The organism is Pseudomonas wayambapalatensis (genome assembly GCF_049942315.1).
GTDB lineage: Bacteria > Pseudomonadota > Gammaproteobacteria > Pseudomonadales > Pseudomonadaceae > Aquipseudomonas > Aquipseudomonas wayambapalatensis.
This window is the reverse complement of record NZ_JBNFMU010000233.1, coordinates 24653-37854: the sequence shown is the minus strand read 5'-3', so window position 1 is coordinate 37854 and position 13202 is coordinate 24653. Positions and strand designations below refer to the sequence as shown.

Annotated in this window: 11 protein-coding genes, 3 tRNA genes and 1 pseudogene; 6 read left to right on the top strand and 9 right to left on the bottom strand. The window is 63.3% G+C overall.

Annotation, left to right across the window (positions count from 1 at the left end; all coding sequences use genetic code 11):
* Nucleotides 1-33: 33 nt before the first annotated feature.
* A complete protein-coding gene (locus tag ACPZMI_RS23205; RefSeq protein ID WP_426353157.1) occupies nt 34-849 on the top strand; it encodes a DUF2303 family protein in 816 nt (271 codons plus the stop codon).
* A 313-nt stretch (nt 850-1162) separates the two neighbouring features.
* Nucleotides 1163-1381 carry a hypothetical protein gene (locus ACPZMI_RS23200; protein ID WP_426353156.1) on the top strand — a complete coding sequence of 73 codons (219 nt, stop codon included), beginning with the start codon at nt 1163-1165 and terminating at the stop codon, nt 1379-1381.
* A gap of 199 nt (nt 1382-1580) precedes the next feature.
* On the opposite strand, the gene ACPZMI_RS23195 is transcribed toward ACPZMI_RS23200, so the two are convergent.
* The 3 genes from ACPZMI_RS23195 to ACPZMI_RS23185 form a co-directional block, all read right to left on the bottom strand.
* Nucleotides 1581-1665 (bottom strand) — tRNA-Leu (locus ACPZMI_RS23195).
* Nucleotides 1666-1722: 57 nt separating this feature from the next.
* Nucleotides 1723-1798, bottom strand: a tRNA-His gene (locus tag ACPZMI_RS23190).
* 46 nt (nt 1799-1844) lie between these two features.
* A tRNA-Arg gene (locus ACPZMI_RS23185) sits at nt 1845-1921 on the bottom strand.
* A 288-nt stretch (nt 1922-2209) separates the two neighbouring features.
* Here ACPZMI_RS23185 and folD point away from each other — a divergent pair.
* On the top strand, nt 2210-3064 hold the full coding sequence (gene folD / locus ACPZMI_RS23180) for a bifunctional methylenetetrahydrofolate dehydrogenase/methenyltetrahydrofolate cyclohydrolase FolD (protein ID WP_186669596.1): 855 nt from the start codon (nt 2210-2212) through the stop codon (nt 3062-3064).
* A 73-nt stretch (nt 3065-3137) separates the two neighbouring features.
* Here the strand turns inward: folD and ACPZMI_RS23175 are convergent, their stop codons facing one another.
* From ACPZMI_RS23175 to ACPZMI_RS23150, 6 genes are read right to left on the bottom strand one after another with little or no spacing between them, the layout of a single operon-like run.
* Complete coding sequence (locus tag ACPZMI_RS23175; RefSeq protein ID WP_186669598.1) at nt 3138-4877, bottom strand: ABC transporter substrate-binding protein; 1740 nt, start codon at nt 4875-4877, stop codon at nt 3138-3140.
* 36 nt (nt 4878-4913) lie between these two features.
* Nucleotides 4914-5186, bottom strand: a complete 273-nt coding sequence (locus ACPZMI_RS23170) for a DUF2160 domain-containing protein (RefSeq protein ID WP_054892396.1) — start codon at nt 5184-5186, stop codon at nt 4914-4916.
* Nucleotides 5187-5198: 12 nt separating this feature from the next.
* Complete coding sequence (locus tag ACPZMI_RS23165) at nt 5199-5999, bottom strand: carbohydrate ABC transporter permease (protein WP_186710442.1); 801 nt, start codon at nt 5997-5999, stop codon at nt 5199-5201.
* A gap of 3 nt (nt 6000-6002) precedes the next feature.
* Complete coding sequence (locus ACPZMI_RS23160) at nt 6003-6866, bottom strand: carbohydrate ABC transporter permease (protein ID WP_186669603.1); 864 nt, start codon at nt 6864-6866, stop codon at nt 6003-6005.
* Nucleotides 6863-7960: an ABC transporter ATP-binding protein gene (locus tag ACPZMI_RS23155; RefSeq protein ID WP_426353155.1), complete on the bottom strand. Its 1098-nt coding sequence runs from the start codon at nt 7958-7960 to the stop codon at nt 6863-6865. Before ACPZMI_RS23155 ends, ACPZMI_RS23160 begins: the two co-directional genes overlap by 4 nt.
* On the bottom strand, nt 7960-9054 hold the full coding sequence (locus tag ACPZMI_RS23150) for an ABC transporter ATP-binding protein (RefSeq protein ID WP_186669607.1): 1095 nt from the start codon (nt 9052-9054) through the stop codon (nt 7960-7962). Before ACPZMI_RS23150 ends, ACPZMI_RS23155 begins: the two co-directional genes overlap by 1 nt.
* Nucleotides 9055-9277: 223 nt before the next feature.
* Here ACPZMI_RS23150 and ACPZMI_RS23145 point away from each other — a divergent pair.
* From ACPZMI_RS23145 to ACPZMI_RS23135, 3 genes and pseudogenes are all read left to right on the top strand, one after another.
* A pseudogene (locus ACPZMI_RS23145) lies at nt 9278-11041 on the top strand (sigma-54-dependent Fis family transcriptional regulator).
* A gap of 148 nt (nt 11042-11189) precedes the next feature.
* Nucleotides 11190-12107 (top strand): citrulline utilization hydrolase CtlX, encoded by a 918-nt coding sequence (ctlX, locus tag ACPZMI_RS23140; protein WP_426353154.1) that lies wholly within the window; start codon nt 11190-11192, stop codon nt 12105-12107.
* Nucleotides 12108-12125: 18 nt separating this feature from the next.
* Nucleotides 12126-13172, top strand: coding sequence for an ornithine cyclodeaminase (locus ACPZMI_RS23135; RefSeq protein WP_426353153.1), 1047 nt, complete (start codon nt 12126-12128; stop codon nt 13170-13172).
* Nucleotides 13173-13202: the final 30 nt, after the last annotated feature.

The following is a 13202-nucleotide window of genomic DNA, read 5'->3' as shown; positions in this document are numbered from 1 at the left end:
CCGCAACCCCAGCGATCGACAAGGAAATAACGCATGACCATCAGCAAAGAAGCCCTGCAGTACATCGGTGACCTGGCCCTGGCTGGCGCTGGCAAGAGCCTCGCAACCAATACCCCGGTCGCCCTGGCACCGGACAGTTCCACCCTCATCGACCTGGAGAAGTACCAAGCCGGTCGCAGCCGCTTCCGTGGCACCTACGCCACCCGCTCCCTGGCCGACTTCGGCGCCTATGTTGTCGAGCGCGCAGCGCCGGACGCCCGCGGCTTCATCGAGCAAGACGCCATGCGCTGCGTTGTGCTGTTCAACATCGGCACACCGGCAACCCCTGGCCATGCCGACGACCGCGCGGTACTCGCTCTGAAGGCGACCGCAGCCTACAGAGCGCTCCAGATGGTGACCGACACCAACCTCAGCCAGGAGCAGCTCAGCAACTGGATCGAGGACTGGAGCCAACACCTGGCCGCAGTGAGCGATGAAGGCGAAAACATGTCGCTGGCCAAGGCCATCGCAGCGGTGCGCACCATCACCGTCAAGGCGCGCTCGGAAAGCGATCACTCGGCCTCCGAGACCAGCGCCAGCCGCAGCGCCTTCGACGCGATCGAGGCCAGCAGCAAGGAAACCCTGCCGGCCTGGCTGCTGGTTCAGCTCACCCCGTATGAAGGCCTGAGCACCCACGAAATCAAGCTGCGCGTCTCGGTGATCACCGGCGGGTCGGCACCGGTGCTGAAACTGCGCTGGGTCGGCGAGGAAACACAGCGAGAGGCGATCGCCCAGGAGTTCAAGGACTACCTGGCAAAGAGCATCCAGGCCTCGGCCAAGCTGGCTCTGGGCACCTTCGACGCGAAATAATGCAATCAGAGGCCCTGCTCAGCGGGGCCTCGATCCATCCCGCCCCCCCCTAATTCTCAGAATCACGCCGCCCAGGCGGGGACCGCCCATGTCTGCGTTTCAGAAAAAGAACCCGCTCCACTTCAAAACCCAGTACGGCCTTGGCTTCGATCCGCAAGACGACGAAATCGTGGTCGACTTCTTCTGCGGTGGCGGCGGCGCCGGCCCCCGCAGTGCAACTATCCGTCGCGCCTGTAGCCATGCGCCGCCAGGCCATGAAGTGCGACACCGATCAACCCAATCTGCTCGACCAACTGGATGAGGCCGTCACCGCATGAACGTCACAGCCCTGCACAGCAACCCCGAAACTGACTATCGCGCGGCGATGCAGCAAGCGGCGGTGGCCTTCCTGTTGCGCCACCGCGGCGAACATCTGACCGGTGATGACCAGGTGCTCAACAACTGCACCCGTTACCTGCCCCAGTCGCTGGAGGTACCGCTCAGCTCGTGCCGCGCATTGCTGAACTGGCGGTCGCTGAATTCGAAGGGCTGACCACCAAGCGGCTGGCCATTCTCGGCGTCCATCCCGGCAGTGGCCTGTTCCGGCCAGTGCTCTGGATGCTCGACACGCACCAACGAAAAAAGGCAGCCTGAATGGCTGCCTTTTTTGTGCCGCTGTTCCCAGTTTGTTCCCACCGCGCTCCCGAAAAGAGGGTGCGACATGGTGAAACCCTTTAAAACAGTAGCTTAGATGGTGCGGACGAAGAGACTCGAACTCTTACAGCTTGCGCCGCTGGAACCTAAATCCAGTGTGTCTACCAATTTCACCACGTCCGCGTGATGCACTTAAAACAAAGGCGCCTGATTATACAATCAAGGCGCCTTTGAAGAATATGGGGTGGACGATGGGAATCGAACCCACGACAACTGGAATCACAATCCAGCGCTCTACCAACTGAGCTACGCCCACCATATTGCGGTGTTACGTTACCTACTTGCTTGCCTAAGCTGCCTTATGGCGCACCCGGCAGGACTCGAACCTGCGACCATCCGCTTAGAAGGCGGATGCTCTATCCAGCTGAGCTACGGGCGCATATTCAATCTGCTTTCCGTTACGATTGCAAATCAATTTTCAGCCTTACCGAACGAGCTAGCAAATCCACTCATTCTGCCTGACTTTGCTAACCAGTGCTAGGTTGTGCCCGACAAGTGCGACGAATGTTATAGACGAGCCGAAAGGTCGTCAACACTTTTTTCAAAAAAATTTAAATTATTTAAGGGGTTAGGGGATTTGCCCGACCACGCGCCTTTGCCCTCGGCCCGGCTCGTGCGAGAATGCGCCCTCTTTATTGTTCCCTTCTCGATGGTTAATCACGCGTCTATGACTGCACACCTTATAGATGGCAAGGCGATCGCCGCCAACCTGCGCAAGCAGATCGCCCAACGTGTCGCCGAGCGCCGCCAGCAAGGCCTGCGCACGCCAGGCCTGGCGGTGATCCTGGTCGGCACCGACCCGGCCTCCCAAGTCTACGTTTCGCACAAGCGCAAGGACTGTGAGGAAGTCGGCTTCATCTCCCAGGCGTTCGACCTGCCCAGCGACACCACGCAGCAAGCCCTGACCGATCTGATCGACCGTCTCAACGACGACCCGGCCGTCGATGGCATCCTGCTGCAATTGCCGCTGCCAGCGCATCTGGACGCTTCGCTGCTGCTCGAGCGCATTCGTCCGGACAAGGACGTCGATGGTTTCCACCCCTACAACATCGGTCGCCTGGCCCAGCGTATCCCGCTGCTGCGCCCATGCACCCCGAAGGGCATCGTCACCCTGCTGGAAAGCACCGGGCAAGACCTGTACGGCATGAACGCCGTTATCGTCGGCGCCTCCAACATCGTCGGTCGCCCGATGGCCATGGAACTGCTGCTGGCCGGCTGTACCGTCACCGTCTGCCATCGCTTCACCAAGGACCTGGCCGGCCACGTCGGTCGCGCCGACCTGCTGGTGGTAGCGGCCGGCAAGCCGGGGCTGGTCAAGGGCGAGTGGGTCAAGGAAGGCGCCATCGTCATCGACGTGGGCATCAACCGCCAGGACGACGGCAAGCTGGTGGGCGATGTGGTCTACGAGACCGCCCTGCCCCGCGCCGGCTGGATCACGCCGGTTCCAGGTGGCGTCGGGCCCATGACCCGAGCGTGCCTGCTGGAGAACACCTTGTATGCGGCTGAAGAGCTGCACAAGTAAGCATTCTCGGCGCGCAGCAATGAAAAACGGCACCCCAAGGGTGCCGTTTTTCATTAAGCGGTTCGGCAACTGATCACTTGCGCGCCTCCTCCCACGACTTGAGCAGCTCGTTGTAGCTGACCGTCTCGCCCTTCGGCTTCTCGTTGGCCAGCTTGGGTTTCGGCGCGCCCGGCTGGTCGAACCAGTACTGCGCATCACGCTCTGGGTTGAGCTTGGGTGCACAGGTGGCCTGGGCGTTGGAACGCTGCAACCGCTCCATCATGCGGTCCTGGTCACGGGCCAGGCCGTCGAGGGCTTCCTGCGGGGTCTTCTCGCCACTTGCCACCTCGGCGATATGACTCCACCACAGCTGCGCCAGGCGCGGGTAGTCAGGCACGTTGGTGCCGGTCGGGGTCCACTGCACCCGGGCCGGGCTGCGATAGAACTCCACCAGCCCACCCAGCTTGGGCGCCATCTCGGTCATGGCCTGGGAGTTGATGTCCGACTCGCGGATCGGCGTAAGACCGACAATGGTCTTCTTCAACGACACGGTTTTCGAGGTCACGAACTGTGCGTACAGCCATGCCGCGAGGCGTTGCTTTTCGGGGGTGGACTTGAAGAAGGTCCAGGAACCGGTGTCCTGGTAACCCAGTTTCATGCCCTCTTCCCAATACGGCCCTTTCGGCGACGGCGCCATGCGCCACTTCGGCGTGCCATCGGCGTTGACCACTGGCAGCCCGGGCTTGACCATATCGGCGGTGAAGGCGGTGTACCAGAAGATCTGCTGGGCGATATTGCCCTGGGCCGGCACCGGGCCGGACTCGGAGAAGGTCATGCCCTGCGCTTCCTTCGGCGCATAGGCGCGCAGCCAGTCCACGTACTTCTGAGTCGCGAACACCGCTGCCGGGCCGTTGGTGTCGCCACCACGGGTGACGCTGGAGCCAACCGGGTGGCAGTCCTCAACGCGAATGCCCCACTCGTCCACCGGCAAGCCATTGGGCAGGCCTTTGTCGCCGCCACCTGCCATGGAGAACCAGGCATCGGTGAAACGCCAGCCGAGCGAAGGGTCTTTCTTGCCATAGTCCATATGGCCGTAGACACGCTTGCCATCGATCTCCTTGACGTCTTCGGTGAAGAACTTGGCAATGTCTTCATAGGCCGACCAGTTCACTGGCACACCCAGCTCGTAGCCGTACTTTTCCTTGAACTTGGCCTTCAGATCAGGGCGCTCGAACCAGTCGGCGCGGAACCAGTAAAGGTTGGCGAACTGCTGGTCAGGCAACTGGTAGACCTTGCCGTCTGGCGCGGTGGTGAAGGAAATACCGATAAAGTCTTTCAGGTCGAGCGTAGGCGAGGTGTAGTCCTTGCCTTCGTTGGCCATCAGGTCAGTGATCGACTGCACCTTGCCATAGCGAAAGTGCGTGCCGATCAGGTCGGAATCGTTGACCCAGCCGTCGTAGATGTTCTTGTCCGACTGCATCTGCGTCTGCAGCTTCTCCACCACATCGCCTTCCTGCAACAGGTCGTGGGTGAGCTGGATGCCTGTGATCTCGCTGAATGCCTTGGCCAGTACCTTGGACTCATACTCATGAGTGGTGAGGGTTTCCGACACCACGTTGATCTTCATCCCACGAAACGGCTCGGCGGCCTTGATGAACCACTTGAGTTCCGCCATCTGCTGCTCGGCACTCAGGGTGGAAGGCTTGAACTCGCTGCCGATCCATTTTTTCGCCGCGTCCTCGTACTGATCGGCCCACGCCGTGCCCTGCAGGCCGCCAAGCAGCAGCGCCGCGGCCAGAGTCAAATGTCGCCGCTTGTTGTCGTTATCGAACATTGTGATCTCCCGATTGAAATGATCCGCCGCCCCGGGCTAACCCCAGCGCAGCACCACCACGAGCCAGGCCAGCGACAGCAGCGAGGCCACCCACAGCGGCCAGTCGCTGGCGCCGATCACCGCAAGGTGCAGGTAGGCACTGGCCAGCAGGCCGATGAACAACCGGTCGCCACGACTGGTGACGAGCGGCAGAAAACCGCGCCGCTCCACACAGGGGCGACGCAGCTCGAACACAGTCATGCACGACAGCAGCACGCCGACGGCGACAAAGAACAGCGCCGTGGGCAAGGTCCAGGCCATCCACTCCATCGTTGCGCCCTCCTATACCCGGCCCAGGGCAAAGCCCTTGGCCACATGGTTGCGGACAAACCAGATCACCAGCATGCCAGGCAGGATGGTCAGCACCCCGGCGGCCGCCAGCACTCCCCAGTCGATACCCGAGGCCGACACGGTACGGGTCATCACCGCCGCGATCGGCTTGGCGCTCACCGAGGTCAAGGTTCGCGCCAGCAGCAGCTCGACCCACGAGAACATGAAGCAGAAGAAGGCTGTCACGCCGATCCCGGATCCGATCAGCGGCACGAAGATCTTCACGAAGAAACGCGGGAAGCTGTAACCATCGATGTAGGCGGTTTCGTCGATCTCTTTTGGCACCCCCGACATGAACCCCTCCAGGATCCACACCGCCAGCGGCACGTTGAACAAGCAGTGGGCCAGGGCCACGGCAATGTGCGTGTCGAACAGGCCGATGGACGAATACAGCTGGAAGAACGGCAGCAGGAACACCGCCGGTGGCGCCATGCGGTTGGTCAGCAGCCAGAAGAACAGGTGGCGATCACCGAGAAAACGATAACGCGAGAACGCATACGCCGCTGGCAAGGCCACCGCCAGCGAGATCACCGTGTTCAGGCACACGTAGTACAACGAGTTGAGGTAGCCGCTGTACCAGCTCGGGTCGGTGAAAATGACCCGATAGTTGTCGAAGGTGAACGCCTGCGGCCACAGGGTCAGCCCGCCAAGGATCTCGGTATTGCTCTTGAACGACATGTTCAACAGCCAGTAGATCGGCACCAGCAGGAAGAAGAAGTACAGCAGCAAAGGCACCGCTTTGCGCAAGGTCATGGCCTACTCCTTGTCGGCGTGGGTCATGGCGGTATAGAACAGCCACGACACCAGCAGGATGATCAGGAAGTACACCAGCGAGAACGCCGCCGCCGGCCCCAGGTCGAACTGCCCTACCGCCATGCGCGTGAGGGTCTGGCTGAGGAACGTGGTGGCATTGCCCGGCCCGCCGCCCGTGAGCACGAAAGGCTCGGTATAGATCATGAAGCTGTCCATGAAGCGCAGCATCACCGCGATCAGCAGCACGCTCTTGAGCTTCGGCAGCTGGATATGGCGAAACACCGCCCAACCCGAGGCGCGGTCGATGCGCGCAGCCTGGTAGTACACGTCGGGAATGGCGCGCAACCCCGAGTAGCACAGCAGCGCTACCAGCGAGGTCCAGTGCCAGACATCCATCACCAGCACCGTGACCCAGGCATCCAGCGGATCGCCCGCATAGTTGTAGCTGACCCCAAGCTTGGCCAAGGTAGCCCCAAGCAGCCCGATATCGGCGCGACCGAAGATCTGCCAGATGGTGCCGACCACGTTCCACGGGATCAGCAGCGGAATGGCCATGATGATCAGGCACACCGAGGCCATGCGCCCCTTGGTCGGCATGGTCAGGGCGATGGCGATGCCCAGCGGGATCTCGATCAGCAGCACGCAGCCCGAATAGATGAACTGACGCAACAGCGCATCGTGCAGTGCGGGGTCTCGCAACACCTGGCGGTACCAGTCGGCGCCGACGAAGTAGCGGTTGGAGGCGTCGAAGATGTCCTGTACCGAATAGTTGACCACCGTCATCATCGGCACCACGGCGCTGAAGGCCACCAGCAGGAACACCGGCAGCACCAGCCACCATGCCTTGTTGTTCGGCACCTTGTTCATGGCGCGACCTCCAGCAGCAGGTCATCGACGTAGAGCATCAGCCACTGCGCCGGCAGGCTGACCCATGCGCGCCCTTCAGGCAGGGGACGGTCCTCGCCCATGCGAGCCTTGAGGGTGACGCCCGCCAGCTCCAGGGTGAGGATGCGGTAGGTGCCCAGGTCTTCTACATCCAGGACCTGGGCCTCGAAGGCATCATCGATCGGTCGGTCCCAGACCTGCACGAACTCTGGACGAATCCCCACCTGCAAGCGCTCGCCCGCTTGCTCGGCCAGGCGCTCGCGCAGGCCATCCGGCAACGGCAGGTGCAGACCGCCGAAACTCACGCCATCGGCTTCGGCGCGCACCTCGATCAGATTCATCCCGGGGCTGCCGATGAAGTAGCCCACGAAGGTGTGGCGCGGGCGCTCGAACAATTCGCGCGGGGTGCCGAACTGGACAATGCGCCCACCGTGCATCACCGCGATCTTGTCGGCGAAGGTCGAGGCCTCCAGCTGATCGTGGGTGACATAGATCATGGTGATGTTGAACTGCTCGTGAATCTGCTTGAGCTTGCGCCGCAGCTTCCATTTCAAGTGCGGATCGATCACCGTCAGCGGCTCGTCGAAAAGGATCGCCGACACATCGTCGCGCACCAGGCCGCGGCCCATCGAGACCTTCTGCTTTTCGTCGGCGCTCAGGTTGCGCGCCTTTTTCTTCAGCACCGCCCCCAGGTCGAGCACCTCGGCGATCTCTTCGACACGCGCCTTCACCCGCAGCTCGTCCAGGCCCTGGTTACGCAGGGGGAAGGCCAGGTTGTCGAACACGCTCATGGTGTCGTACACCACCGGGAACTGGAACACCTGGGCAATGTTGCGCTGCTGCGGCGACAGCGCATTGACCGGCTGACCGTCGAACTGCACCTCTCCCTGGGACGGACTGAGCAGGCCGGAAATGATGTTGAGCAAGGTCGACTTGCCGCAGCCGGAAGGCCCGAGCAAGGCGTAGGCCCCGCCCTGCTCCCAGACGTGCTCGAGCTCGTGCAAGGCATAGTCGGCAGCGCTGGCGGGCTGGCGGCTGTAGCTATGGGCCAGGCGATGCAAGCGGATCTCGGCCATCAGCGGCGCCTCCCCTGGCGCAGGCCAGGGGCCTGTACCAATTGACCGGTGCTGTCGAAGACGAACAGCTTGTGGGTGGGGATGAACACCGGGACCTGGGTGTCCACCTGATATTCGTGCACACCCGGCAGGTGCAGGATCATCCGCCAGTGCTCGTTGCGCACATGCAGGAAGGTCTCCGAGCCGCTGATCTCAGCCAACTCGACCAGCACGGTCAGCTCGAGGTCGTCGTCATGGGACGGCACCAGGGTGATGTGGCTGGGGCGCACACCGAAGCGGTAGTCGCCATCGGCCAGGGCGCGCAGATCGTCGGTACGGGCGAAGTGCACAGCGCCGGCCAAGCTCACCTCGTTGCCCGCGACCCGCCCGCTGACCAGGTTGATCGGCGGCTCCGAGAACAACTCGGCGGCCAGCACGTTGCAAGGCTTGTGGTAGACCTCGGCGGTGGGGCCGCTTTGCAGCAGCCGCCCTTCATGAAGGATGGTGGTGGTGCCGCCCAGGGCCAAGGCTTCGTTCGGCTCGGTGGTGGCATACACAGCGATGCAGTTGCGCTCGGCGAACAGCGCGCGCAGCTCCTGGCGCAGCCCTTCACGCAGCTTGTAGTCGAGGTTGACCAGCGGCTCGTCGAAGAGGATCAGCGAAGCGTCCTTGACCAACGCGCGGGCCATCGCCGTGCGCTGCTGCTGTCCCCCGGAAAGCTCCAGCGGCAAGCGCTGCAGATAGGCTTCGATGCGCAGCATCTCGGCCGTCTGGTGCACCCGCTGGCGAATCTGCGCTTCCGGCAGGCGCGCCTGGCGCAGCGGTGAGGCGATGTTTTCGAACACGCTGAGGGTGGGGTAATTGATGAACTGCTGATAGACCATCGACACATTGCGTTCACGCACCGGGCGCCCGGTGACGTCCTCGCCATCCATCAGCACCCGCCCGCTGTCCGGGCGATCCAGGCCGGCCATCAGACGCATCAGGCTGGTCTTGCCAGACAGGGTACGGCCAAGCAGCACGTTGAACGAGCCCGGCTCGAAACGCAGACTGGCCTCGGCGATCCAGGCCTGGTTATCGACGTGGCGGCTGACCTGCTCCAGCACCAGGGTCATGGCGTAGCCTTCTTGTGATTGTTGTCCGCCGAACGGAGCCAGAACCGTGCCAGAAACCGCCGAACGCTCTGGCACCGGCTCTACGCAGCAGCACCCTGTTCGCCTGCGAACACAAATGAACAGTTTCGCTGGACAGTTGAACAATCACGGCATTGACAATGAACAGTTGTGAACGACACTCAAGGGCGGTCGCCGACAACAACAATCACACAGGGACAGGCCCATGGCCGCTGACACCCCGACCCACGCCCACCTGATCCAGGCCTCCTGGGCCCGCTGCCGCGAATACGGCCTGCAACCGCACAGCGCGCCGGATTTCGACTGCCTGACCGGCGCACAACTGAACGAACTGCTCGAGCATCGTCAGGCCCTGCTGCAACTGACCCGCGACGCAGTACTGCCGCAGTACACACACCTGCTGGGCAACTCCAGCTACCTGGTGATGCTCGCCGATGCCGGCGGCTGCCTGCTCGATGCCTGGGGGACGCGGCGCTTCGTCGAGCCGCGCCAGCAGCACGGTTTCACCCCAGGCGCGCACTGGCAGGAACGCGGCGTGGGCACCAATGCGCTGGGCACGGCATTGGCCTGCGGTGAGGCCATCCACGTCGGCCAGGACGAACATTTCCTGCGCCAGAACCGCTACATGGCCAGCGCCGCCGCGCCCTTGTTCGATGCCGAGCGTCGGCTGGTGGGCGTACTGGATGTCTCAAGCGATGGCTACCTGCCCGTCGCCCAGACCCTCGGCCTGGTGCGCATGATGGGCCAGAGCCTGGAGAATCGCCTGATTCTCGCCGCCCACAGCGACCGGCACGGGCAACTGCTGTTCAATACCGCACCCGACAACCTCGACAGCCCCTGGGCCGGCTTGCTGCTGTTCGACGAGCATGGGCGAGTGCTGGCCGCCAATCATCGCGCCGACAGCCTGCTGGGCCAGGATCCGCGGCAGTGCACGCTCGAACAGCTGTTCCAGACCTCGCTGAAACAGATTCTCGCCCACCCTCAGGAAAGCGCCTTCGCCCTGCAGGTCGCCGGTCGCCACCGTTTCCACTGCCAGTGGCGCGCACCGCATCAACCTGTGCGCAGCACACCCCCGAGCAGCGACCCTCGCGTGAGCAAGGCGCTGGCCCAGGCCGGCCTGCTGCTGGAAAAGGATATTCCAGTGCTGATCCAGGGCGAGACAGGCGTTGGCAAGGAAGTCTTCGTCAATGCCCTGCACCAGGCCAGCAGCCGCGCCGACCAGCCACTGATCGCGGTGAACTGCGCGGCGATCCCGGCAGAACTGGTGGAGTCGGAATTGTTCGGCTACGAGAAAGGCGCCTTCACCGGTGCCCACCACAAAGGCAACACCGGGCTGATCCGCAAGGCTGACGGCGGCATTCTGTTTCTCGACGAAATTGGCGACATGCCCCTGCCAACCCAAGCCCGCCTGTTGCGCGTACTGCAGTCGCGCTGCATCCAGCCGCTGGGCAGCGGTGAGCCGGTGGCGGTGGACATTCGCGTGGTCTCGGCGAGCAACCTGGACCTGGCTGCCGAAGTCCGGGCCGGGCGTTTTCGCCAAGACCTCTACTAGCGCATCGCCGGGCTGGCACTGGCACTGCCCCCGCTACGCGAGCGCAGCGATCGGCGGGCGCTGATCGAGCAGGTGCATGCGCGTTACCGCGAACCCGGGCAGGTACAACGCTTGTCGCCGCGGATACTGGCGCTGCTCGAACAGCATCCCTGGCCGGGAAACCTGCGCGAGCTGGTGACCGTGATGCAGGTTGCCCTGGCGTTGGCCGGGCCTGATGCCATCGGCGAGGAGCACCTGCCAGCGGCGTTCCTGGCGGAAGCTGCGACGCCCCTGCCCACACCTGAACGGTCCGACACCGGGCAAGACCTCAACGCCCTGCTGCACGAAGCCAACGGTAATCTTTCATCGGTGGCGCGGGCGCTGGGGATCAGCCGCACGACGCTGTACAAGCGGCTGCGCTCGACGGCCGCAGGCTGAGCGGGCCTGAGCTAGGGCTCCACAGCCGATTCCGCTGCCACATCCACCATTTCAGCTGGAGCCGCTGCCGACTACCTGCCGTTCAGCAGGCTTTTCCCACTGCCGCACCGGAAAATGGACACACAGCCCACCTGTGGATGCGTGCCCAATGCAAACAACAAATACCGTCCTCATGATTCGCCCGGCGCGGTTCGCCTTCAACCCCGACACCGCCCTGAACAACCGTTTCCAGAATGCCCCCCTGGACCCTGACGCGGCCAGCAGCAAAGCCCTCGAAGAGTTCGACGGCTACGTGCAGACCTTGCGCCAGCACGGCGTCGAGGTGCTGGTGGTGCAGGACACGCCCGAACCGCACACCCCAGACTCGATCTTCCCCAACAACTGGTGGAGCAGCCATGCCGATGGCAGCCTGGTGCTCTACCCGATGGAAGGTCACAACCGTCGCCTGGAGCGTGAGAAGGGTGTGCTGCAGGTGATCGAAGAGCGTTTCGCCATCGAGCGCACCATCGACCTGAGCCCACTGGAACAGCAGAATCTGTTCCTCGAAGGCACCGGCAGCATGGTGCTGGATCGCGAACACCTTATCAGCTACGCCTGCCATTCCGGTCGCACCCACGAACAGGCGCTGCGCCAGTTCGCCGAACGCCTCGGCTACCGCCTGTGCCTGTTCCACGCCCTCGATCGCCAGCAGGCACCGATCTATCACTGCAACGTGATGATGAACGTCGGTCGCACCCTGGCCGTCGCCTGCCTTGACGCCCTGCCCCACGCCGACGAACGCCGCACCCTCGAACATTCCCTGCGCGACACCGGCAAGGAGGTGCTGGCACTAGGTTTCGACCAGTTGGAGGGCTTCGCCGGCAACATGCTCGAAGTGCACGACCGCAGCGGCCGCTCGCTGCTGGTGATGTCGCGCAACGCCTGGCGCTCGCTGGACGCCGGCCAACGCCGCCAGGTCGAGCGCCACAGTCATCCGCTGGTGGTCGACATCGACCACATCGAACGCATTGGCGGTGGCAGCGCACGCTGCATGCTCGCCGAAGTCCACCTTCCCTCGCGCCACTGAGCCCCAAAGGAGCACTCCATGACCCGCTATATCGACGTGCAAGACCTCGCCCGCCTGGTCAACCGCAAGGGCCTGCCCACCTGCCTGGCCGAAATGGCCGAATACATTCGTGACGACTACCTGCGCTGGCACGATTTCGAGAAGTGCCCGCGCCTGGCCAACCACTCGCCCGATGGCGTGATCGAGCTGATGCCGGTGTCCGACGCCAGCCTGTACGCCTTCAAGTACGTCAACGGTCACCCCAAGAACACCCACAATGGCTTGCTCACCGTGATGGCGTTCGGTGCGCTGGGTGATGTCGACACCGGCGCCCCGGTGCTGCTCAGCGAAATGACCCTCACCACCGCTATTCGCACCGCCGCCACCTCGGCCCTGGCCGCAGGCTACCTGGCACGCAAGGACAGCCGCAGCATGGCGCTGATCGGCAACGGTTCGCAAAGCGAGTTCCAGGCCATCGCCTTCCACACCCTGCTCGGCATCGAAGAGATCCGCCTGTTCGACATCGACCGCGCCGCCTCGCAGAAACTCGCGGCCAACCTGGTCGGCTACCCCAAGCTCAAGCTGATCATCGCAGCGTCCGTGGCCGATGCGGTACGCGGTGCAGACATCGTCACCACGGTCACCGCCGACAAGGCCTATGCCACCATTCTCACCCCCGAAATGATCGAGCCGGGCATGCACCTCAACGCCGTGGGCGGCGACTGCCCAGGCAAGACCGAACTGCACCGCGAGATCGTCGAGCGCGCACGGGTGATCGTCGAGTACGAACCGCAGAGCCGCATCGAGGGTGAAATCCAGCAGATGCCGGCGGATTCGCCGACCACCGAATTCTGGCAAGTGGTCGAAGGGATCGCTGCCGGTCGCGAGAACGCCGCGCAGGTGACCCTGTTCGATTCGGTAGGCTTTGCCCTGGAGGATTACTCGGCGCTGCGCTATGTGCTGGATGTGGCCAAGGCGCTGGATATCGGCCACGACATTGCGCTGGTCCCCGAGCTTGAGAACCCGAAAGACCTGTTCGCCCTGCTGCAACCACAAGCCGCGGCGCGCAAGGCCAGCGCAGCATGAGCACTGCGGGGGCTGTGGTGCACAGCCCCC